Origin of the sequence: Aggregatibacter segnis (assembly GCF_003130075.1) — a bacterium.
GTDB lineage: Bacteria > Pseudomonadota > Gammaproteobacteria > Enterobacterales > Pasteurellaceae > Aggregatibacter > Aggregatibacter segnis_A.
In genome coordinates this window covers 1-22,791 of sequence record NZ_NRCW01000005.1, presented here as the reverse complement: position 1 = coordinate 22,791, position 22,791 = coordinate 1, and the positions used below count along the sequence as shown (strand labels likewise).

The following is a 22,791-nucleotide window of genomic DNA, read 5'->3' as shown; positions in this document are numbered from 1 at the left end:
CATCAAAAAAATAATTCAACCAGAATTAAGTATTGAAACATAATCACAATATGAAAATACCAACCAAACAGAATATTTTATAAATGGAATTAATTTGTATTTGCAACAATAAGTGTTATTTCGTTAGAATAAGCGCCCTATATATTACATACTTTTTCTTTAGGAGCATTTTATGCAAAAACAATCTATTTTCATGTTGAGTTTGCTCAGTACTGCATTATTTGTAAATAATGCAAACGCTGTGGTGGCTACACAACAGTTGGATGAAATTCGTGTTACAGCGGAAAGTCAAGTAAAACAGTCGCTTGGTGTTTCAATAGTGAGTGAAAAAGATTTAGCAAAACGCCCCGTCACCAATGATATTTCTGATGTGTTACGAACAATGCCAGGGGTAAACTTAACTGGCAACTCTGCTACAGGACAACGTGGAAATAAACGCCAAATTGATATTCGTGGAATGGGACCTGAAAATACGCTTATTTTAGTCGATGGAAAACCTGTGACTTCACGTAATGCGGAGCGTTATGGGGTGAGAGGAGAGCGAAATTCTCGCGGTGATAGCAACTGGATACCGATAGAGGCCATTGAATCCGTTGAGGTGTTGCGTGGTCCGGCAGCTGCACGTTATGGTTCGGGAGCAATGGGTGGTGTAGTAAATATTATTACCAAACCTGTTACCAATGATTTGCATGGGAGCATAAGCTATTATACGAATCAACCGGAAGATAGAAAAGAAGGTGCGACGAATCGTGTAGGTTTCAATTTAAGCGGTGCACTAATTAAAGACATATTGCAATTCCGTTTATATGGTAACTGGAATAAGACTCAAGCGGACGATGTGGGCATTAATGGCGATCCGGCTATTGCAGGTCGTGAAGGCGTACGTAACAAAGATATTAACGGTCGTTTAGTGTGGAATATCAACAAAGATCACAAGTTAACTTTAGACAGTGGTTTTAGCCGTCAAGGCAATATTTATAATGGCGATACGCAAAATAGTTCTAGTGGGCTTTATAATAATGCCAATTATCCTGCAACTAAAACATTAGCCGCCAATAAAGCAGAAACAGCGCGTTTGTACCGTCAAAATTATGCCTTAACTTATGAAGGTAAATTTGATCATTTTGATAATAAAACGTATCTCGCCTTTGATAAAACGAAAAACAGTCGTTTGCCGGAATTTTTAGCCGGCGGTCCGGAAGGCAGTTATGCCAGCACCTCTGATTTTAAAGATTCCGTTTTAAAAAATACCCGTTTTAGTTCTGAATTTTATATTCCGTTTACTTTCGGCGTCGAGCATATGCTGACAGTTGGTTTTGAGGGAGCACACAGTAGCTTAGACGATACTTCCTCTATGACACAATTGCTCGGGGGAAGACGTGTTGGCGGTAAAGTCATTTATGATCTTACAGAAACCTTACCGAGCGGTGTGCCGAATGTTCGTGGCGGACACTCCAGTCAAAGTGAATGGGCCGTATTTGTTGAAGACAATATTTCGGCAACAAAATCAACGGTGCTCACCCCGTCTTTACGCTATGATTACAATACTTATTCCGGCTCTAATGTGAGTGGTGGTTTAAACTTCTTACAAGGATTAAGTGACCATTGGAAAGTAAAAGGTGGCATTGCCCGTGCCTATAAAGCACCAAACCTTTATCAAACTAACCCAAATTACTTACTGTTTACCTTAGGTCAAGGTTGTCCAACCTATGTACCGAATGGCAAAACCTGTTATTTCCAAGGAAACAGCGAGATTAAACCGGAAACCAGCTGGAACAAGGAAATTGGTATTGAATATGATAAAGATGGTCTATTAGCCTCCATTGCCTATTTCCGCAACGATTACCGTAACAAAATTGTATCTGATGGCAAGTTTGTTGGCCTTAGTTCTCTTGGAAACTATGTGTATAAATGGGGCAATGCAAACCGTGCGGTAATTGAAGGTTTGGAAGGAAACCTAACCTTGCCATTAATTGAAGATAAATTATCTTGGGTGAATAATTTCACCTATATGCACAAAACCAAAAATAAAGATACCGGTAACCCGCTTTCTATCGTGCCAAAATATACATTAAATTCCAGTTTGAACTATCAAATTACAGAGGCGTTTGATACCATGTTGACCTATACGCAATACGGCAAGCAAACTTCTCGTAAGAATCCGGAGAACCGAATGGAAAATGGTAAGTTAGCAAATTCTTCTGATATCGGTAGCTATGCAGTTTGGGGATTAAGTGCTGGTTACAACTGGAAAAATACCGTGAGTGTTCGAGTTGGTGTAAATAACTTATTTGATAAACGACTTTATCGTTCTTCAAGTAGTACCAATTATAACGCGCATACTTACAATGAGCCGGGTCGTGCTTATTATGCGACGTTGAAATATACGTTTTAATTTCTTTCCTTGATAAATAAAAGTGCGGTTAAAAATGACCGCACTTTTTTTATGAAACAGATTAAAAATCAAATTATCCATTAATCCATACTACCGATGCCATTCTTCCTGTGACATTCTCTCGGCGATAAGAAAAGAATTTGTCTGCTTCAAGATAAGTACAGTGTTCGCCACCGCTGATTTGGGGAATGCCGAGGGCGTTGAGGCGTTGCGTAGCGATTTGGTAAAGGTTGCCGAGGAATTTGCCTTCGGCTGCAGGATCAGCGATGAAGGCTGATGTGGCTTGGGGATCTTGGGCAACAAATTGATCGATAACTTCTTGCCCCACTTGGAAGGCTGTTGGGCCAATAGCCGGTCCGAACCACGCTAAAATGTCTTCAGGCGGGCATTCAAACTTAGCGACAGTTTGTTCCAATACGCCATCGCATAATCCACGCCAACCAGCATGCGCTGCGGCCACTTCCGTGCCCTGTTTATTGGTGAATAACACAGGCAAACAATCGGCAGTCATCACCAAACACACTTGATTCGGTTGGCTGGTATAAACCGCATCGGCATTGAAATCTTCCCCGTCATAAGGCAGGGTTAATACACGCGTGCTATGAGTTTGGTTTAAGAACAACGGCATTTGTGGCAAATGGAATTTTTCCACCAATAAAGTGCGGTTGATTTTCACGGCGTTTTTATCGTCGCCTACATGGTTACCCAAATTAAAACTGTCATAGGGTGCAAGGCTCACACCGCCATGGCGAAGCGTGGTGAACGCCTTCACGTTTTGAGGGGTGTTCCAGTTCGGTTTAATGGCTTGCATATTAATAATCCAATTCGTCTTTGTGGAGAACATAATCCGCTTTTAAAGCAGTCACTAATTCCACAAAATCGTCCGGCAACGGTGCGTACCATTCCATCATTTCACCGCTAATCGGGTGTTGTAAACGTAACATCACCGCATGTAATGCCTGACGCTTAAAATTACGTAGCACCTCCATGAGTTCTTCGCTGGCATTTTTGGGGGGACGCGGACGACCACCATAGGTTTGATCGCCTAATAACGGGTGGGCGATATGTGCCATGTGCACACGGATTTGGTGAGTTCTGCCGGTTTCTAAACGCAAACGCAAGCGCGTGTAATCGCGGAAACGTTCCATAATGCGATAGTGGGTAACGGCGGGTTTGCCCATCGGATGCACAGCCATATGAGTACGTTTGGTTGGGTGGCGCGCCATGGGCTCATCTACGGTGCCGCCTTTGGTCATGATGCCGCAGGCAACAGCTTCATATTCGCGGGTGATTTTGCGTTTTTGCAAATCACGCACCAGCTGCGTTTGCGCGGGAATGGTTTTGGCGACGACCATCAAGCCCGTGGTGTCTTTATCTAAACGATGTACAATGCCTGCGCGCGGCACTTCGGCAATTTGTGGGTAATGGTAAAGTAGCGCATTGAGAACGGTGCCTTTAGGATTGCCTGCACCGGGGTGAACCACAAGATCTTTGGGTTTGTTGATAACGAGAATGTCCTCGTCTTCATAAACGATATTTAACGGAATAGCTTCCGGCTCAAAGCGGGTTTCATCTTCAATTTCTACGGTAATCTCAATTTGTTCGTCACCGTAAACTTTGGTACGCGGCACATTTTGCACGACGCCGTTGACCAACACCAAATCCTCCTCAATCCATGTTTTTAAGCGGGAGCGGGAATAGTCGGGGAACAATTCCGCCAAGGTTTGGTCTAAGCGCTGTCCCATTTGTTGTGGTTGCACGGTTGCCGAGAGAGTAATTTGGGCCATAAATAAAAAATCCGTTAATCAAGTTTGCTTATTTAGCAATGTTCTATACAATATCGGGCAATTGTAACTCATTTCTCATTTTTCGTAAAAATAAGGATTCTATTCAATGCGTAAACTTAAATCCTTTGCATTACTTACCGCGCTGGCGTTGGCGGTGACCGCATGTTCAAGCTCTAAACAAGATGTAGAACAAGCACCGGAACAAACTTTATACAGCACAGGACAAACCTATTTGCAGGACGGTGATTATTCTCAGGCAATCCGTTATTTAAATGCGGTGAGTAGTCGTTTTCCGGGGAGTTCTTATAGCGAACAAGTACAATTAAATTTGATTTATGCCTATTATAAAACGCAGGACTACTCCGAAACCTTAGTCACTATTGACCGTTTTATTCAACGTTTTCCAAACAGTAGCCACTTAGACTACGCCCTTTATATGGCGGGCTTAACTAATTCTGCATTAGGTGATAATTTCTTCCAAGATTTCTTTGGTGTGGATCGCGCAACCCGTGAAAATACATCCATTAAAACGGCCTTTGCCAACTTCCAAAATTTAGTGCAACATTTCCCGAATAGTCCTTATACGCCGGATGCCTTGGCGCGTATGACTTACATTAAAGCGAGTCTTGCTCGTCATGAGTTAGCGATTGCGAAGTTCTATTTCAAACGGGATGCTTATGTGGCAACGGCAAATCGCGTGGTTTCTATGTTGAAACTGTATCCGGATACGCAAGCGACTTTGGATGCGTTACCGTTGATGAAAGCATCTTATGAAAAGATGAACTTGACTCATTTAGCAGATCAAACCGCAAAAATTATTGCGGCCAACGAAGGCAAGAAATTTGATGAGCCGGAAAAGCCAAAAGAACCGGAATTAAAAGCGCCACAATAATCCATAAAAAAACCTCCGAATTTTCGGAGGTTTTTTTATCCCGCTAAAATGTGTTCTAAGGGAATATCCCAGCTTTCAATTGGTAGTAATTCTACTTGTTGACATTGATGTGCTAAGCCCACGGCGATGAAATGGTGTTGTGGATGTTGTAATGTACGATCGTAAAATCCGCCGCCCATGCCTAGACGGTTTCCCTGCTTATCAAAGGCGACCAACGGCGTGAAGATAACATCCAATTGCTCGAGTGGAATTACATTTTGTACATTTAAGTAAGGTTCAAAAATCCCGAATTTATTAGCTTTCATCGGTGTATCAGGCAAGTAGCGCAGAAATAGCAAATGTCCTTTACAAAATGGGTGTAACACCGGTAAATAAACGTTTTTTCCCTGTAGCCATAATTGTTCAATGAGCGGTTGTGTAACAATTTCGCCGTCCACGGCAAGATATAGGGCAATATTGCGTGCTTGATGTTGTTCAATGAACGCGAGAGCTTGTTGGGTAATGCGTTGGGCCGCGTGTTGTTGCTGAAGTGCGGTTAGCTTTTGCCGAGTTTCTCGCATTTGCTGACGAAGTTGTTGGCGAAGAGTAGCGGTTGAGGAAAATAAACACATAGTTGTTGTTTGAGAGGACCCGAGGTGCCGTTGTGGATGGTCGGTCCTTGAACCCGACGGTTCAAGGGAATTAGTTGAAATCATTTTTAGGCTTCTTAGCGGAGCTAAGCCTGCACACCAATGACAGGAAACCAATTCATAAGATTAAAAGTATCGGCTCAGGGACATAACCCACTGGCGAACACCTCAGGAATTTCTTTTATTTAATACTACTCGAAATTAGGTTTAATGACTAGCACTAATTCTTTTTCTCAGATGACATTTAGTTATCTGAAATTATCAGGAATTGAGCTTTTGTGCCCCGATATTTTCAAGAGAATGATCGAGCGGGCGCAAAATTCTGTTTTTTAGCACATCCTCAATGAGATGCGTTTTTTGTTGCTCTTGCATGAGTTCAAAACTTAAATTTAAGGCGACGATGGAAAGGACCTTCTCAACTTGTAACATGCCGGTGCGCTCTTTCATTTCCAAGACGCGTTGATCTAATTCACGGGCAGCGTTGCGTAAAGCTTCATGTTGTTCTTCCGGACAATTTAAACGTAATACCTGCCCCAAGACGGAAATTTCAATACTTTTTGATGACATTTTAGCCTCAAATTCCTTAATCCAAAACTGTCCGTATTATGCCATAGGCGAAAAAACTTGCCAATTTCTAAACTGGTTGCCTGCGGTGTAGAATGATAAACTAAGCGGAATTTCAACAAGGATAATTTCAATGACAACAATTTCTTATCAACACCTAAATCAACAACTTCAACAAGCCTCTATTCCACTTTCTGCCGCCGAATTACACGGTTTTTTGAGCGGCTTAATTTGCGGAGGCATTCAAGATCAAAGTTGGCAGCCATTGCTCTATCAATTTACCAATGATAATCATGCCTATCCTACCGCGCTTTTAACGCAAGTTAGCGACATTTATCAACAAGTTCATCGCCAATTGGCGGACAATGAAGCTTTTGACTTTGAGCTTTGTTTGCCCGATACGGAAAATGTGTTTGAACAGGCGGATGGCTTAGCGGAATGGTCGAATCACTTTTTGCTCGGTTTAGGCTTAGCACAACCGCATTTGGATAAAGAAAAAGGCGACATTGGCGAAGCGCTGGACGATTTACATGATATTTGCCAGTTAGGTTACGAAGAAGACGATGATCCCGAGGAACTGGCACAAGCGGTGGAAGAGATCGTGGAATATGTACGTACCATCGCCACCTTGTTTTTTACCCATTTCACCAAACAAGAAGACAAACAGCCAACGTTACACTAAGGATAAATGATGGATCTCGCATACATAGCAGCGTTACCGATGGAAGAATTTGCCCAACGCCGCGCCAAGGTTTTTGAACAAATGCAGGAAGATTCCTTATTTTTGGTATTTTCCGACATTGAACGTCGTCGCAATGACGGCTGTGATTATCCTTTCCGTCAGGACAGCTATTTCTGGTATTTGACCGGTTTTAATGAGCCAAATTCGGCATTGTTATTGCGTAAACAGCAAGGTGAACAGCAGGCGATCATTTTTGTACGCCCGTCCGATAAATTACTGGAAATTTGGAACGGACGCCGTCTTGGCGTGGACAACGCGCCGCAAACCTTGTTGGTGGATACCGCTTATGCTATCGACGAGTTTGTACCGCAGTTTAAAAATTTAGCGCAAAAACAGACCGCACTTTATTATGCACCGAAGCAACAGCCTTGGGGCGATGCCTTGCTGGAACAAAGTGCGGTGGAATTTTTGAGTGTTTTTAATTGGAAGCCGATACTCGGTGAGATGCGCCTGTTCAAATCGGAAAATGAAATTGCGCTCGTGCAACAAGCGGGGCAAATCAGTGCGCTTGCACATATTAAAGCCATGCAGCAAACTCGCCCGAACCGTTTGGAATATGAGGTGGAAAGCGATATTCTGCATGAATTTAATCGCTTCGGCGCGCGTTATCCTTCCTATAACAGCATTATTGCCGGTGGTGAAAACGCCTGTATTTTGCATTATTCGGAAAACGATATGCCGTTGCGCGACGGCGATTTGGTGCTTATTGATGCGGGCTGCGAATTTGCCATGTATGCAGGCGATATTACCCGTACTTTCCCGGTAAACGGTAAATTTAGCGAGGCGCAAAAAGCGATCTATGAAATTGTCCTACAAGCACAAAAACGCGCCATTGAATTGCTGGTGCCGGGCGGCTCCATTGCGAAAGCGAACGAAGAAGTTATTCGTATTAAAACCGAAGGTTTGGTCCGTTTAGGCATTTTGAAAGGCGATGCAGATGAATTAATCGAACAAAAAGCCTATCGTGAATTTTATATGCACGGTCTCGGACATTGGCTCGGGTTGGATGTGCATGATGTGGGCGAATATGGTGAAAATCGCGACCGCACATTGGAACCTGGCATGGTACTCACCGTAGAGCCTGGGTTATATTTATCTAAAGACGCGGATATTCCGGAGCAATACAAAGGCATTGGCATTCGTATTGAAGATAATTTGTTGATTACCGATTATGGCAACAAAAATCTGACGTCTGCTGCGCCGAAAGAAATTGCCGATATTGAGAAATTAATGGCAGATGCGCAATCTTTTGAAGGGTAAAAGAGATCTTAAAAACGTTCTGAAAAACGACCGCACTTTATCTTGAATTTATCTGAGAAATTCCCGTTTTAACAAAGCCCAAACATGGATTTTAACTTGCTTTTTATGCGAAAAAGAGTACAATCCACGGGCTTTTTGTCTATATATACAGAGAAAAAAGTAAGTTTAACTCTCATTTAACTTTCGATATTTGAGGGTTTTCTTTTTGTAATCAAATAATTAGAGGAAGGTTATGGTAACCATTCGTTTATCTCGTGGCGGAGCTAAAAAACGCCCATTTTACCAAATCGTAGTTGCTGACAGCCGTTCACCACGTGACGGTCGTTTTATTGAGCGTGTTGGTTTCTTCAATCCAATCGCACAAGGCAATGCAGAACGTGTTCGTATCAATTTAGACCGTGTTAACCACTGGGTTAGCCAAGGTGCTTCATTGTCTGATCGCGTTGCGACTTTAGTAAAAGAAGTGCAAAAAGCTGCGTAATTTTACTTTTTTGAGGTGATGAATATGCAACAACAAAGAATCGAAACTGTCGGCAAATTAGGTTCGACTTATGGTATTCGCGGTTGGTTACGTATTTACTCATCCACAGAACAAGCTGAAAGTATCTTTGATTATCAACCTTGGTTTTTGAAAATCAAAGGGCAGTGGCAGCCAACCGAACTGGAAAACTGGCGTCATCATAATCACGAACTGATCGTTAAATTAAAAGGCGTGGATGATCGTGAAGCGGCGCAAATTCTTGCCAATGTGGAAATCGGTGTCGATTTATCGGTATTTCCAACCTTGGAAGAAGGGGATTACTACTGGCACGATTTAATCGGTTGTGCGGTGGTGAATCTGGAAGGTTATGCCATGGGAACCGTGACCGAAATGATGGAAACTGGTTCTAATGATGTATTGGTAGTAAAAGCCAATGTAAAAGATGCTTTCGGGAAACAAGAGCGGTTAATTCCGTTTTTGTATGAACAAGTAGTTAAAAGAGTCGATCTCGCCACTAAGACAATTACAGTGGATTGGGACGCTGGTTTCTAATCTCAGGTATGCCGTAGCGCTTTGCGGTAACATTAACATAAGGCTCAAAAGTTAAGGCTAAATTATGTGGATTGGGGTAATAAGTCTGTTCCCTGAAATGTTTAAAGCAATTACGGAATATGGGGTAACCGGCAGGGCTGTTAAGCAAAACCTGTTACAAGTGCGGTGCTGGAATCCAAGAGATTTTACGCACGATAAGCATAAAACCGTGGATGACCGACCTTATGGTGGAGGCCCGGGAATGCTGATGATGGTGCAACCATTAAAGGATGCTATCGATTCAGCAAAAGAAGTAGCAGGCGAAGGTGCAAAAGTGATTTATCTCTCGCCGCAAGGTCGTAAACTCGATCAACAAGGCGTAGAGGAATTAGCGCAGAATCAGAAATTGATTTTGTTATGCGGCCGCTACGAAGGCATCGATGAACGGTTAATTGAAACCGTCGTTGATGAGGAATGGTCAGTAGGTGATTATGTCCTCACCGGCGGTGAATTGCCGGCAATGACGTTAATTGACGCAGTTGCCCGATTTATCCCAGGCGTGCTTGGTAAACAAGCTTCCGCCGAGGAAGATTCGTTTGCCGACGGATTACTGGATTGTCCGCATTATACGCGTCCTGAAGTGCTTGATGGATTAACCGTGCCACCCGTGCTGATGTCGGGACACCATGAGGAAATTCGCAAATGGCGGTTAAAACAATCGTTATTGAGAACATGGTTACGACGCCCTGAGCTACTGGAAGGCCTAGCTCTGACTGACGAACAACGTAAGCTGTTAAAACAGGTGAAAGCCGAATATCAGCAGTCTTTTGCAAAATAGTTTAATCAAGATACAAGTGGCAAACTGAAGGCAGTACATCTAGTACGACGAAGCGTAGCCACGCAGTAAATTGATTAAAATATGAAGCAAGATATCAGTTAATTCTAGGATTAAGGATTATTAAAATGTCTAACATCATTAAACAACTTGAACAAGAACAATTAAAACAAAACGTACCTAGCTTCCGTCCGGGTGACACATTAGAAGTTAAAGTATGGGTTGTTGAAGGCAGCAAACGTCGTTTGCAAGCATTCGAAGGCGTGGTTATTGCAATTCGTAACCGTGGCTTGCATTCTGCATTTACTGTACGCAAAATCTCCAACGGTGTTGGTGTTGAGCGTGTTTTCCAAACTCACTCTCCGGCAGTTGATAGCATCGTAGTGAAACGTAAAGGTGCGGTACGTAAAGCGAAACTTTACTACTTACGTGCACTTTCCGGTAAAGCGGCTCGTATCAAAGAGCGTTTGGGCGAATAATTTCGCAAAGCAGAAAAAAAAGAAAAGGCTTGGATTTCCAAGCCTTTTTTATTTGTGTTGATAAGCAATTAAATATGCTTAATCCACATATTTGATTCGTAGATTATTTCTGTTTTTTCAAAAATTCCACGCCGGTGTCCGGGAAGTCGGTAAACACACCGGTAGCGCCGGATTTATTGAGCAACGCGTCGTACATTTGATTCACATCAGTAAAGAATTCAGGTAATGCATCTTTACGCACGGTATATGGGTGCAATTCAACCTTATATTGCGCCAATTCTTTCACTAAAGGCGTATATTCAATTTGCCCCAGTTTGGATTTATCTTTGTCAATTAACATATACCAGCCCGGTCCAACACCATCGGCATATTTTACAACTTCTGCCATGGCACCTGGTTTGAACATCCAATCATAGTCATAATTTACCCATTTACCTTTGGCATTTTTTTCTTCCGTTTCATGCCAATCGGTATATGCTACTAACTGGACAAGTTTTAAATCCATGCCCATTTTCGGTAGTAATTCCGTTTTAATACGTTTTAACTCATTGAAATCGAAAGTTTGCAAATAAACTAGATCACTTTTCTTGTCATAGCCGTATTTTTTCAACACTTTGAGAGTTTCTACAGCAATATCTTTGCCATTTTGATGATGGAACCAAGGTGCCTTTATTTCAGGATAGATACCTACTTTTTTACCGGTAGATTTTTCTAAACCCTGGATAAATTCAATTTCATCTTCAAAGGTATGTATTTTGAAATGAGATTGCCACAGAGGGAAACGTCCAGGGTAAACAGCGACCTGTTTTCCTTCCTTCGTTTCAAAGTTTTCTGTCATATTCAAACGTTGAATTTCTTTTAATGTAAAGTCGATAACGTAGTAACGGCCGTCTTTACGGTGGCGATTCGGGAATTTTTTCGCAACATCTGTTAAACCGTCTAAGAAATGATCATGAATGACGACTAAGTGACCGTCTTTTGTCATGGCCAAATCTTGTTCTAAATAATCGGCTTGTTGTGCAAAAGCAAGCGCTTTAGATTCCAATGTATGCTCCGGTAAATAACCGCTTGCACCACGGTGGGCAATAATAATTTTGTCTGATTTCATGTTGTTTATGGAGGGGTGGTGGCTACAACCGGCTAATACGCCTGCTGCAATTAATGTGACGGCTAAGGTTTTTAATTTCATCAGCATTTCTCCCTGAAAGTGCGGTTGATTTTTTGGGTGTTTTTGATTCTATCCAAATGCAGCGACAGAAACTTATGTTGGATAAAATCATTTAACTTATAAAATTGAGGTACAAAAAAGGCGCTAAGCTTTCGCTTGCGCCTTTGTATTGTTTAATTATTTAGTGCCATAGGTGTCACCTAATTTCGCTTTGTGTTTGCCTTCTTCAATCATGACGATAAAGAGCAAGAGCACCGCGAGAACACCACCACCGATCATGACGTAGAAACCGCCGTCCCAACCGTAGTGTTGTGCAGCCCAACCAATAACGGCAGAAGCTGATACTGTACCACCTAAGTAACCGAATAAACCGGTAAATCCTGCTGCTGTACCTGCCGCTTTTTTCGGTGCAAGTTCAAGAGCATGTAAGCCGATAAGCATAACCGGACCGTAGATTAAGAAACCGATTAAGGTCATTAAGATGAAGTCGGTTAATTGATATGGGTTTTCATACCATGCAGCATAATTTGCTAACTCTGCTTCCGGTGTAGCCGGGTTCATCCAGTAAGCGGCAACTGCTGCAGTGGTTAAGATCATGAAGATGAAACCGGTTAAACCACGTTTACCTTTGAATACATGGTCAGAAACCCAACCGCATAATAATGTGCCCGGTACTGCGGCCAATTCATAGATTGTGTATGCCCAAGCGGTACCTTTAATATTGAAGTGTTTCACTTCACTTAAGTAAACCGGTGACCATTTCAATACGCCATAACGGATTAAGTAAACGAATACGTTAGCAATCGCGATGTACCATAACAATTTGTTTTTCAAAACATAGGTAACAAAGATTTCTTTTGCCGTTAAGTCGTTTTCATAGGTTTTTTCGTTGTAGTCATCCGGATAGTCGTTACGCCATTTTTCAATGGAAGGTAAACCACAAGATTGTGGCGTGTCACGCATGACAAAATATACAGGAATAGCACAGAACATTGCTGCAATACCCGGATAGTAAAGGGATTGTTGCCAAATGTCTTTTGCTTGTGCTTCAACACCATGAGTGCTGAAGAAGATTGCGCTGGCTAATAACACCATGGCGCCCGGCATCATACCACCGATATTGTGAGCGGTATTCCAGATGGACACGATAGTTCCACGTTCGGATTTAGACCACCAGTGCACCATAGTACGACCACATGGAGGCCAGCCCATCCCTTGGAACCAACCGTTTAAGAAAATCATGACCCACATGATCGCGATACCGGACGTTGCCCATGGGAACAAACCCATTAGGGTCATACAAAGACCAGAGAGCAACAAACCAAATGGTAAGAACACACGTGGGTTAGAGCGGTCGGACATCCCGGCCATGACGAATTTGGATAGACCATAAGCCAAACCTGCAGCAGAACCGATAACCCCTAATTCGGCTTTAGAGTATAAGCCGGCTTGAATTAAGCCCGGTTGTGCCAAGTCAAAGTTTGCACGTACGAAATAATAAGCGGCATAACCGAAAAAGATCCCTGCGAATACTTGCCAACGTAGGCGTTTGTAAGTGGAATCGATTTTGTCAGCCGGCAGCTCAGCAATATGTGGAGCTGGTTTAAATGGACCAAACATAAAATTCTCCAAGAGTTAAATAAGTAATATTGTCTTTATATGAAAAGAACGCAGGAATGATAAAGCAAATATAAAAACAGGAAAGCAAAATTATGAGGTTTTGTGAGAAATATCACAAAAATAAGCACTCTTTTGATTGAATGCGAAATATTTATTATTGATAAATGAACATCCGCTGTTCATTTTCGCTCATAAATTGTAGGGGGAAATAAAAAATAAGCGCTATTCTAAGCGCTTATTTTTATCTGGATGAGAAAAAGTGCGGTCAAAAATTGCCTCACTTTTTCAATGTCTCACTCGCTAAATCAACCTAACCGTTGGCGGACGATTTCAAACAAACAAACACCGGTGGCAACGGAGACATTGAGAGAAGAAACCGAACCGGCCATTGGAATGCTGATGAGTTGATCGCAATGTTCGCGGGTTAAGCGGCGCATGCCTTCGCCTTCAGCTCCCATGACCAACGCCAACGCCCCTGTGAGTTTGGTTTGATAGAGGGTTTCGGTGGCTTCACCGGCGGTGCCTACAACCCATACATTGTGTCGTTCTTGTAGATCACGTAACGTGCGGGCAAGGTTAGTCACTCGAATAAGCGGGACATTTTCTGCTGCGCCACAGGCAACCTTTCGTGCAGTAGAATTGAGTTGCGCAGATTTATCTTTCGGCACAATCACCGCACTTACGCCGGCAGCATCGGCAGTACGCAAACAAGCGCCTAAGTTATGTGGATCTGTCACACCATCCAAAACTAATAATAAAGGCGCGTTTTGAGTTTCTAATAAGAGATCCAAATCATGCTCATTTAATTCCGGTAATGAGTGCACTCGCGCAATAATACCTTGATGCACTTCGCCTTCTGCTTTTTTATCCAAGGTTTGACGATTTAAAAATTGAACGGAAATGCCCAACCGTTGAATTTCATTAATCAAAGGCTGTAAACGTTGGTCGTCTCGGCCTTTTAGTGCTAACACTTCAATTAAACGTTCCGGGTGATTAGAGACAAACGCTTTTACTGCGTGGATACCATAAATTGTTTCACTCATGTTTTTTCTTTACCTTCTTCGTTTTGGCGGCTTTGGGTTTCATTTTAGAAACGTGACTTTTTTTGACCGCACTTTTGTTTATTTTTGCCTTTTGGTTTGTTGTTTTCTTAGGCGCTTTGACTTCCGCTTTCTTGGCTTTCGTTCGTGCCGTTTTACTACTACGTTTCGGCTTGCGTTCACTTGAAATGAGGGAAAAATCAATTTGTTTTTGTTCTAAACTCACGGCTTCCACACGCACTTTCACCGCATCACCGAGACGGAAAATCATGCCGCTGTTTTCGCCGATAAGACGTTGTTTCGGCATATCGAATAAGTAATAGTCATTTGCCAAACCGGAAATATGCACCAAGCCGTCGATAAACAGATCATTCAAACGGACAAAGAAGCCGAAACCGGTGACGGAAGAAATCACGCCGTCAAATTCTTCGCCCACATGATCTTGCATATATTCGCATTTTAGCCAATCGGCGACTTCACGGGTGGCATCGTCGGCACGGCGTTCTGTGGAGGAACAATGTGCGCCAAAGACATCTATTTCCTCAAGTTGATAATGATATCCGCCGGTGTCGGTGGTTTTACGTTTAGAACCTTTCTTTTTCGCTAATAAATATTTAATGCTGCGGTGCAAGGTTAAATCGGGATAACGGCGAATCGGCGAGGTGAAATGAGCGTATTCTTCTAGCGCCAAACCAAAGTGCCCGATGTTGTTGGCGTTGTAAACTGCTTGGCTCATGGAACGTAACAACATGGTTTGAATTAATTCGTGATCCGGACGTTGTTTAATCTGTTCAAGTAGCTGTGCATAATCCATCGGTGTCGGTTTATTCCCACCGGATAGACTCAAGCCACATTCCGCTAAGAAACTACGAAATGCTGTGAGTTTTTCTTCACTTGGTACGGCATGAATGCGGTATAGCGCCGGTTCTTGATGTTTCTCCATGAAGTTGGCAGACGCAATATTTGCCAAAATCATACATTCTTCAATTATTTTATGGGCATCGTTACGCACAACCGGCTCAATACGTTCAATACGTCCCAAAGCATTGAAAATAAATTTGCTTTCAATGGTTTCAAATTCGATGGCACCGCGCTGTTGGCGTGCTTTCACCAATGCCTGATACATGTCATGCAGATCTTGCAAATGAGGCACTAACGAGGCGTAACGTTCACAAAGTGCGGTGTCTTTTTCCAGTATTTTTGCCACTTTGTTATAAGTTAAACGGGCGTGGGAATTCATCACCGCTTCGTAAAATCGATAATCTGTCATTTTGCCTTTAGCAGAGAGCGTTATTTCACACACCATGCATAAGCGATCCACTTGTGGATTTAACGAACATAAGCCGTTGGAGAGTTTTTCCGGCAGCATCGGCACGACGCGATTCGGAAAATAGACGGAATTGCCTCGATTATAGGCTTCCGTGTCCAACGCGCTTTTCGGACGTACATAATAGCTCACATCGGCAATGGCTACCCAAAGCTTCCAGCCTTTGCCTTGTTTTTGGCAAAATACCGCGTCGTCAAAATCACGTGCATCTTCGCCGTCAATGGTCACTAACGGCAAGTCACGCAAATCTACACGGCCACGTTTAGCCTCTTCAGGCACGTCTTCAGCCCATTTTTTAAGTTGTTTTTCCACCGCACTTGGGAATACATGAGGAATGTCATGCTTGCGAATGGCAATTTCCACTTCCATGCCTTTCGCCATATTTTCACCGAGAATTTCCGTAATTTTGCCAATCGGTTGAAAGAATGGTGCCGTGCGCGGGTGGAGTTCCACCACGACCACTTGTCCCATACGTGCGCCAAGACGGGCATTATCGGGAATTAAAATATCGCGTGTAATGCGGCTGTCGTCCGGCACTACATAGCCGATACCCTGCTCAAGGAAAAAACGACCGACAATTTGTTTTTTGTTTGCTTCCAACACCCGCACAATGCGTACTTCCGGACGACCTTTACGGTCAAATCCGTTTGCTTGTGCCAACACATAATCGCCGTGCATGACTTTCTGCATTTGTACGTTAGGAATGAAAAAGTCTTCCTTTTTTCCTTCGACTTGTAAAAAACCGAAGCCTTCGCGATGCCCAATCACCATGCCTTTAAGTAAATCCAGTTTTTCCGGTAGGGCATAGCATTTACGTTTGGTGAAAACTAACTGACCGTCATTTTCCATGGCGCGTAAACGACGGCGCATAGCTTCTTGTTGTTCTTCATTTACAATGGCAAGGGTTTTAAAAATCTCCTCTTTGCTCATAGGAGAATTCTGTTTGCGAATAATTTGCAGAATAAATTCACGACTCGGAATCGGATTATCGTATTTTGCCAATTCCTTCGCATAATTCGGATCTTGCAATATCGCTTTGTGTGTTTTTTTCGCCATAATGTTCTTTTCGTCAACTAAAGTGCGGTCAGTTTACACGCTGTTTTGCCTAAAGCAAGGGAAATTGAGGCTCAATGGCTTGTCGAAAAATACATAAACAGCACCATTACATTTCAATTTTTTGCGGTTATGAAATAAAATTTTCTGTTATAGGCGCGCATTTTTTGGTACATTTAGCGCAATTTTCTGACGCTCAAAAGTGAGCATTCTTTATTCAATTCAGTTTAACGGAATTCCTATGTTATTTAAAAAAATTCGCGGTTTATTTTCTAATGATCTTTCAATCGATCTGGGTACAGCAAATACATTAATTTATGTGAAAGGACAGGGTATTGTTCTTGATGAGCCATCTGTCGTTGCGATTCGTCGCGATCGTAGCGGTTCATTAAAAAGCATTGCTGCGGTAGGTAGAGAAGCGAAACAAATGTTAGGGCGTACACCGAAAAGTATCGAAGCTATCCGTCCGATGAAAGATGGTGTGATCGCAGACTTTTTCGTGACCGAAAAAATGTTACAGTACTTCATTAAACAGGTACACAGTGGCAACTTCATGCGTCCAAGTCCTCGTGTGTTGATTTGTGTGCCGGCAGGTGCAACTCAAGTAGAACGTCGTGCCATTAAAGAATCTGCCATGGGAGCTGGTGCTCGTGAAGTGTATTTAATTGAAGAACCAATGGCAGCAGCCATTGGAGCAAAATTACCGGTTTCGACTGCAACAGGTTCCATGGTCATTGATATCGGTGGTGGTACGACAGAAGTCGCGGTAATTTCTTTAAATGGCATCGTTTATTCTTCTTCTGTGCGCATTGGTGGTGACAGTTTTGATGAAGCTATCGTGTCTTATGTGCGTAAAAACTTTGGTTCCATTATTGGCGAACCAACCGCTGAACGTATTAAACAAGAAATTGGTATTGCTTATCTTCAAGAGGATGATGAGGTGAAACAAATGGAAGTGCATTGTTCCAATATTGCAGAAGGTGCACCACGTTCCATTACCTTAACCTCTCAAGATGTTTTAGAAGCGATTCGTCAACCGTTGAGTGGTATTGTTGCGGCAGTACGCACTGCATTAGAGGAATGCCAACCGGAGCATGCAGCTGATATTTTTGAGCGTGGCATGGTGTTAACCGGTGGTGGTGCTTTGTTGCGCAATATTGATATGTTGTTAGCGAAGGAATCCGGCGTACCGACCATTGTGGCGGAAGACCCGTTGACTTGTGTTGCTCGTGGCGGCGGTGAGGCCTTGGATATGATTGATATGCACGGCGGCGATATTTTCAGCGACGAAATTTAAGCTTGATGAACAAGAAAAAAAGTGCGGTTAAAAATGACCGCACTTTTATTTAGTCGGAATTGACGACAATGAAACCTATCTTCGGTAAAACCCCTCCCTTAGGATTGAAACTCTTTTTAGCGGTTACCGCTTCTGTCGGTTTAATCCTATCTGACGGACAAACAAACGCGATAATTCAAGCCCGCTGCTTTCTGGAAACGGCGGTCGGGAGTCTCTATTATTTAGCGAATACGCCGCGTGCGGTGTTAGATGGGGTTTCTGATAATTTGGTGGATACCAATAAACTGCAAATTGAAAATCGCGTGTTGAAAGAGCAATTGCGTGAAAAAAATGCCGATTTACTTTTGCTTGATCAACTCAGAGTTGAAAACCAACGTTTACGTTTATTGCTAAATTCACCATTACGAACCGACGAATACAAAAAAATTGCAGAAGTGTTGACTGCCGAAACAGATGTTTATCGTCAACAAATCGTGATTAATCAAGGTGAAAAAGACGGGGCTTATGTCGGTCAGCCGGTGATTGATGAGAAAGGCGTCGTTGGACAAATTATTTCGGTGGGGGAAAACACCAGTCGTATTTTGTTGATTACCGATGTGACTCATGCGGTTCCGGTTCAAGTATTGCGTAATGACGTACGTTTAATCGCTAACGGAACAGGCCATAGTGATGAATTGACGTTAGATAATGTGCCGCGTTCCGTTGATATTCAAAAAGGCGATTTATTAGTAACATCCGGTTTAGGCGGGCGTTTCTTGGAAGGCTATCCGGTGGCGATCGTGGAATCAGTTTCCAGAAATGGAAAAAATTATTTTGCGACGGTCACGGCAAAACCCTTGGCTTCTATTGATAAATTGCGTTATGTGCTTTTATTGTGGCCAACGAATGAAGATATGCGTAAAGCGAAAACCATTACGCCGGAAGACGTGCGTAAGGTAGTCCAACAACGTCTTGATAATCAAGGGGCTGAAGCCAATAAAGTGAAGAAAACCGTTGTACCGGTAGAGAATGACCCGAGTAATAATATGACATCGCCATTACCGAGTGAATACATGCCGGCAGAAGCACCAACGGATTCGCAAAATGAGATGAATCATCCACCGTTACCAAACCAATCTCACAGAGAGGAAGATTAATGCAAGGTCGATTTTTCTTTCAATGTCTTGTGTTGACGGCAATTTTTGCGATTGCTTTAGTGATGGAATTGGCGCCATGGCCATCCGGTTTTCAGAGTTTTAAACCGGCATGGATTGTTTTGGTATTTGCCTATTGGGCGTTGTCAATTCCGCATAAAGTCAGTATTGGGTGGGCGTTTATTATCGGTATTATCTGGGATATGGTGCTTGGCTCAACACTCGGTGTGCATGCCTTAGTGATGTCCTTATTCGCGTATCTCATTACTCGACATCATTTACGGTTGCGCAACCTTTCCTTATGGATGCAAAGTTTGTTACTGGTGGGCTTTGTTTTTGCTATTCGAGTCAGTATTTTCTTGATTGAATCTGTTTTGCATAGCGCCAATTTTAACTGGCAAGAAATTTTCGGGGCGTTGGCTAGTGGTGTGCTTTGGCCTTGGATTTTCTTACTTCTCAGAAAAATCCGTCGTTATTTAAGTTTGAGTTAATGTGCGCAGAAAATTCACTGAATTTTCTTACCGCACTTTACCTTGGCTACCCCTTTTCATACCAAATACGATTTACATATAACTGGATTTTACCGGAAGGGGTTTCTACGGTAATTTCGTCGTCTTCTTCTTTACCAATTAAGGCACGCGCCACCGGTGAGTCAATGGAAATCCAATTTTTTGCTGGATCAAATTCATCACAACCGACAATGCGATACTGTTTGATATCGCCATCTTCATTTTCCAATTCCACCCAGGCGCCAAAGAATACTTTGCCTTCTTGCTTTGGCGAATAATCCACGATTTGTAGCACTTCTAGCCGTTTAGTGAGAAAGCGTACACGGCGATCAATTTCCCGCAATCGGCGTTTACCGTAAATATATTCTGCATTTTCACTGCGATCGCCTAACGCAGCAGCATCAGACACTGCCTGGGTGACTTGTGGGCGTTCTTCTTTCCATAAAAATTTTAATTCCCGATCCAGCACATTCCAACCTTGTCGGGTGATGTAATTTGACTTTGCCATAATCCTGTCCTCAATTGCCGTAAAATTATACTGAAAAAGGAACAAACATTTGAGCCTATTGCGCAAAAACAGTATGCTATGCCCGTTTTTTCATTCTTAAGAAAGAAGTACATATCATGTTAAATCAGCAAATTAGCCAACTTATCGCACAAGAGTTAAATGTTCGCGATAGTCAAATTCTTGCCGCCATTCAATTATTAGACGATGGCAACACGATTCCTTTTATTGCCCGTTATCGCAAAGAAGCCACAGGAGGTTTGGACGACACGCAATTACGTCATTTTGAAACCCGCTTAATTTATTTGCGTGAATTGGAAGACCGCCGTCAAACCATTCTGAAATCCATTGAGGAACAAGGCAAATTGACGGCTGAATTGCGCGATAAAATTCAAGCAACGCAAAGCAAAACCGAATTGGAAGATCTCTATTTGCCGTTCAAACCAAAACGCCGCACCAAAGGCCAAATCGCTATTGAAGCTGGCCTTGAGCGATTGGCGGATTTACTTTGGAACGAGCCAAAAACAGTGCCGGAAACCACCGCACTTGATTATGTGAATGCGGAGAAAGGCGTCGCTGACGTTAAGGCTGCATTAGATGGTGCACGCTATATTTTGATGGAGCGTTTTGCCGAAGATGCAGGATTGTTGGCAAAGGTGCGCGATTATTTAAGCAAAAATGCGCTGATTGTTTCTAAAGTGATTGAAGGCAAAGAGGCGGAAGGGGCGAAATTCCAAGATTATTTTGACCATCAGGAATTGCTTAAAAATGTGCCGTCTCACCGAGCGTTGGCGATGTTCCGTGGTCGTAATGAGGGTATTCTACAGTTAAGTTTGAATGCCGATCCGGAAGCGGAAGAAGGGAGTCGTCAAAGTTATTGCGAAGAGATTATTCGTGATTATTTAGGTGTTCGTTTCACCGGTCAGCCAGCGGATAAATGGCGTGAGCAAGTGATTGCTTGGACATGGAAAATTAAAGTGGCCTTGCATTTGGAAACAGAACTCATGGCGACCTTGCGTGAGAAAGCGGAAGATGAAGCCATTGATGTGTTTGCACGAAATCTGACCGCACTTTTAATGGCAGCTCCGGCAGGCGCCAAGAACACCATGGGGTTAGACCCAGGTCTGCGTACCGGGGTGAAAGTGGCGGTGGTGGATAACACCGGTAAGTTATTGGCAACCGATACCATTTATCCGCACACCGGGCAGATGGAGCGTGCGATGTTGTCTGTTTTCCAATTAATTAAACAACATAACGTAGAATTGATTGCCATTGGGAATGGGACAGCTTCTCGTGAGACAGAACGTTTTGCCAAAGACGTGATTAAGGAAATTAAAGAACATAAACCACAAACAGTGGTGGTGAGCGAAGCGGGTGCTTCCGTCTATTCCGCTTCCGAATTGGCTGCGCAGGAATTTCCCGATTTGGATGTATCCTTGCGTGGCGCAGTATCCATTGCCCGTCGTTTGCAGGATCCGTTGGCGGAATTGGTGAAAATCGAGCCGAAAGCCATTGGTGTTGGGCAGTATCAACATGATGTGAATCAAAGTCAATTAGCGCGTAAACTAGATGCGGTGGTGGAAGACTGTGTAAACGCTGTTGGTGTGGACTTAAACACCGCCTCTGTGCCGTTATTGGCGAGAGTAGCGGGGATGACCAAAACGATAGCGCAGAATATTGTGACATACCGTGATGAAAACGGGCGTTTTGACAGCCGTGAGCAACTGAAAAAAGTTCCTCGTTTAGGCCCTAAAGCCTTTGAACAATGTGCCGGATTTATGCGTATCGCCGCAGGCAACAATCCATTAGATGCGTCAGGAGTGCATCCGGAAGCCTATCCGGTGGTAGAAAAAATTCTGCAAGCAACGGAGCAATCGATTCAGGATTTAATGGGTAATGCCGGTTTAGTGCGCCAGCTTGATGCAAAACAGTTTACCGATGAGCAATTTGGTTTGCCGACGGTTCAGGATATTTTCAAAGAATTGGAAAAACCGGGACGTGACCCGCGCGGTGAATTTAAAACTGCCACCTTCGCTGAGGGCGTGGAAGAAATTACAGATTTAAAAGCCGGCATGATCTTAGAAGGTACGGTAACCAATGTGACTAATTTCGGTGCTTTTATAGATATCGGGGTGCACCAAGATGGCTTGGTTCATATTTCTTCTCTCAGCGATAAATTCGTGGAAGATCCGCATCAAGTGGTGAAAACCGGTGATGTCGTGAAAGTGAAAGTATTGGAAGTGGATGTGGCGCGTCGTCGTATTGCATTAACAATGCGTTTAGATGAAAGTGCGGTGAAAAATGACGGAAAATCTGACCGCACTTTATCCGCAAAACCGCGTTCAGATAATGTCCGCCAAGACCGTAGCAACCCACGAGCAAATAATGCGATGGGCAATGCCTTTGTGGATGCGTTGAAGAATTGGAAGAAATAGTAAATGCTAGTTTACTAAAAATATTTAAAATTATGACCGCACTTTATTTCACTAAAGTGCGGTCATTTTTTATTGTGTTTTCATCAGATTCGTTTTATCAACATAATGA

General features: G+C 43.0%; 21 protein-coding genes and 1 other RNA gene. 12 read left to right on the top strand and 10 right to left on the bottom strand.

Annotated elements, in window-relative coordinates; genetic code table 11:
- Positions 1 to 172: 172 nt before the first annotated feature.
- Positions 173 to 2,395, top strand: coding sequence for a FepA family TonB-dependent siderophore receptor (locus DK415_RS06855; protein WP_109433009.1), 2,223 nt, complete (start codon positions 173 to 175; stop codon positions 2,393 to 2,395).
- A gap of 73 nt (positions 2,396 to 2,468) precedes the next feature.
- Here the strand turns inward: DK415_RS06855 and pgeF are convergent, their stop codons facing one another.
- Together pgeF and rluD are read right to left on the bottom strand one after the other, a co-directional pair.
- The gene (gene pgeF / locus DK415_RS06850) at positions 2,469 to 3,206 is read right to left on the bottom strand and encodes a peptidoglycan editing factor PgeF (RefSeq protein ID WP_109433008.1); all 738 of its coding nucleotides are present in this window, start codon (positions 3,204 to 3,206) and stop codon (positions 2,469 to 2,471) included.
- Position 3,207: 1 nt separating this feature from the next.
- Positions 3,208 to 4,182: a 23S rRNA pseudouridine(1911/1915/1917) synthase RluD gene (gene rluD / locus DK415_RS06845; protein ID WP_109433007.1), complete on the bottom strand. Its 975-nt coding sequence runs from the start codon at positions 4,180 to 4,182 to the stop codon at positions 3,208 to 3,210.
- Positions 4,183 to 4,288: 106 nt separating this feature from the next.
- Between rluD and DK415_RS06840 the strand changes: the two genes are divergently transcribed.
- The gene (locus DK415_RS06840; RefSeq protein ID WP_109433006.1) at positions 4,289 to 5,074 is read left to right on the top strand and encodes an outer membrane protein assembly factor BamD; all 786 of its coding nucleotides are present in this window, start codon (positions 4,289 to 4,291) and stop codon (positions 5,072 to 5,074) included.
- A gap of 35 nt (positions 5,075 to 5,109) precedes the next feature.
- Here the strand turns inward: DK415_RS06840 and DK415_RS06835 are convergent, their stop codons facing one another.
- The 3 genes from DK415_RS06835 to DK415_RS06825 form a co-directional block, all read right to left on the bottom strand.
- On the bottom strand, positions 5,110 to 5,685 hold the full coding sequence (locus DK415_RS06835; protein ID WP_109433005.1) for a 5-formyltetrahydrofolate cyclo-ligase: 576 nt from the start codon (positions 5,683 to 5,685) through the stop codon (positions 5,110 to 5,112).
- A 12-nt stretch (positions 5,686 to 5,697) separates the two neighbouring features.
- Positions 5,698 to 5,881: non-coding RNA, 6S RNA (gene ssrS / locus DK415_RS06830), on the bottom strand.
- A gap of 83 nt (positions 5,882 to 5,964) precedes the next feature.
- A complete protein-coding gene (locus DK415_RS06825; protein WP_032997987.1) occupies positions 5,965 to 6,270 on the bottom strand; it encodes a cell division protein ZapA in 306 nt (101 codons plus the stop codon).
- 130 nt (positions 6,271 to 6,400) lie between these two features.
- Between DK415_RS06825 and DK415_RS06820 the strand changes: the two genes are divergently transcribed.
- From DK415_RS06820 to rplS, 6 genes are all read left to right on the top strand, one after another.
- Positions 6,401 to 6,949, top strand: coding sequence for a YecA/YgfB family protein (locus DK415_RS06820; RefSeq protein WP_109433004.1), 549 nt, complete (start codon positions 6,401 to 6,403; stop codon positions 6,947 to 6,949).
- A 9-nt stretch (positions 6,950 to 6,958) separates the two neighbouring features.
- Complete coding sequence (pepP, locus tag DK415_RS06815; protein WP_109433003.1) at positions 6,959 to 8,269, top strand: Xaa-Pro aminopeptidase; 1,311 nt, start codon at positions 6,959 to 6,961, stop codon at positions 8,267 to 8,269.
- Between the two features lie 232 nt (positions 8,270 to 8,501).
- A complete protein-coding gene (gene rpsP, locus DK415_RS06810) occupies positions 8,502 to 8,750 on the top strand; it encodes a 30S ribosomal protein S16 (RefSeq protein WP_109433002.1) in 249 nt (82 codons plus the stop codon).
- A 24-nt stretch (positions 8,751 to 8,774) separates the two neighbouring features.
- Positions 8,775 to 9,302: a ribosome maturation factor RimM gene (rimM, locus tag DK415_RS06805; protein ID WP_109433001.1), complete on the top strand. Its 528-nt coding sequence runs from the start codon at positions 8,775 to 8,777 to the stop codon at positions 9,300 to 9,302.
- A gap of 64 nt (positions 9,303 to 9,366) precedes the next feature.
- Positions 9,367 to 10,119 carry a tRNA (guanosine(37)-N1)-methyltransferase TrmD gene (gene trmD / locus DK415_RS06800; protein ID WP_109433000.1) on the top strand — a complete coding sequence of 251 codons (753 nt, stop codon included), beginning with the start codon at positions 9,367 to 9,369 and terminating at the stop codon, positions 10,117 to 10,119.
- A 125-nt stretch (positions 10,120 to 10,244) separates the two neighbouring features.
- Positions 10,245 to 10,595 (top strand): 50S ribosomal protein L19, encoded by a 351-nt coding sequence (rplS, locus tag DK415_RS06795; RefSeq protein ID WP_006719364.1) that lies wholly within the window; start codon positions 10,245 to 10,247, stop codon positions 10,593 to 10,595.
- 103 nt (positions 10,596 to 10,698) lie between these two features.
- On the opposite strand, the gene glpQ is transcribed toward rplS, so the two are convergent.
- From glpQ to rnr, 4 genes are all read right to left on the bottom strand, one after another.
- Positions 10,699 to 11,784 carry a glycerophosphodiester phosphodiesterase gene (glpQ, locus tag DK415_RS06790; RefSeq protein WP_109432999.1) on the bottom strand — a complete coding sequence of 362 codons (1,086 nt, stop codon included), beginning with the start codon at positions 11,782 to 11,784 and terminating at the stop codon, positions 10,699 to 10,701.
- Between the two features lie 156 nt (positions 11,785 to 11,940).
- Positions 11,941 to 13,383, bottom strand: a complete 1,443-nt coding sequence (gene glpT, locus DK415_RS06785) for a glycerol-3-phosphate transporter (RefSeq protein WP_109432998.1) — start codon at positions 13,381 to 13,383, stop codon at positions 11,941 to 11,943.
- Between the two features lie 305 nt (positions 13,384 to 13,688).
- On the bottom strand, positions 13,689 to 14,426 hold the full coding sequence (rlmB, locus tag DK415_RS06780; protein ID WP_109432997.1) for a 23S rRNA (guanosine(2251)-2'-O)-methyltransferase RlmB: 738 nt from the start codon (positions 14,424 to 14,426) through the stop codon (positions 13,689 to 13,691).
- Positions 14,419 to 16,806: a ribonuclease R gene (gene rnr / locus DK415_RS06775; RefSeq protein ID WP_109432996.1), complete on the bottom strand. Its 2,388-nt coding sequence runs from the start codon at positions 16,804 to 16,806 to the stop codon at positions 14,419 to 14,421. The genes rlmB and rnr overlap by 8 nt, the downstream gene beginning before the upstream one ends.
- Before the next feature lie 238 nt (positions 16,807 to 17,044).
- On the opposite strand from rnr, the gene DK415_RS06770 reads away from it, so the two are divergent.
- The 3 genes from DK415_RS06770 (at position 17,045) to mreD (ending at position 19,724) form a co-directional block, all read left to right on the top strand.
- A complete protein-coding gene (locus DK415_RS06770; RefSeq protein ID WP_109432995.1) occupies positions 17,045 to 18,100 on the top strand; it encodes a rod shape-determining protein in 1,056 nt (351 codons plus the stop codon).
- Positions 18,101 to 18,168: 68 nt separating this feature from the next.
- Positions 18,169 to 19,236 carry a rod shape-determining protein MreC gene (gene mreC / locus DK415_RS06765; RefSeq protein WP_109432994.1) on the top strand — a complete coding sequence of 356 codons (1,068 nt, stop codon included), beginning with the start codon at positions 18,169 to 18,171 and terminating at the stop codon, positions 19,234 to 19,236.
- Entirely contained in the window at positions 19,236 to 19,724 is a 489-nt protein-coding gene (gene mreD, locus DK415_RS06760) for a rod shape-determining protein MreD (RefSeq protein WP_109432993.1), read from the top strand. The genes mreC and mreD overlap by 1 nt, the downstream gene beginning before the upstream one ends.
- Before the next feature lie 46 nt (positions 19,725 to 19,770).
- Here the strand turns inward: mreD and greB are convergent, their stop codons facing one another.
- Positions 19,771 to 20,250, bottom strand: a complete 480-nt coding sequence (greB, locus tag DK415_RS06755; protein ID WP_109432992.1) for a transcription elongation factor GreB — start codon at positions 20,248 to 20,250, stop codon at positions 19,771 to 19,773.
- A 116-nt stretch (positions 20,251 to 20,366) separates the two neighbouring features.
- Between greB and DK415_RS06750 the strand changes: the two genes are divergently transcribed.
- Positions 20,367 to 22,682, top strand: a complete 2,316-nt coding sequence (locus tag DK415_RS06750) for a Tex family protein (RefSeq protein WP_109432991.1) — start codon at positions 20,367 to 20,369, stop codon at positions 22,680 to 22,682.
- The last annotated feature ends 109 nt before the right edge of the window (positions 22,683 to 22,791 follow it).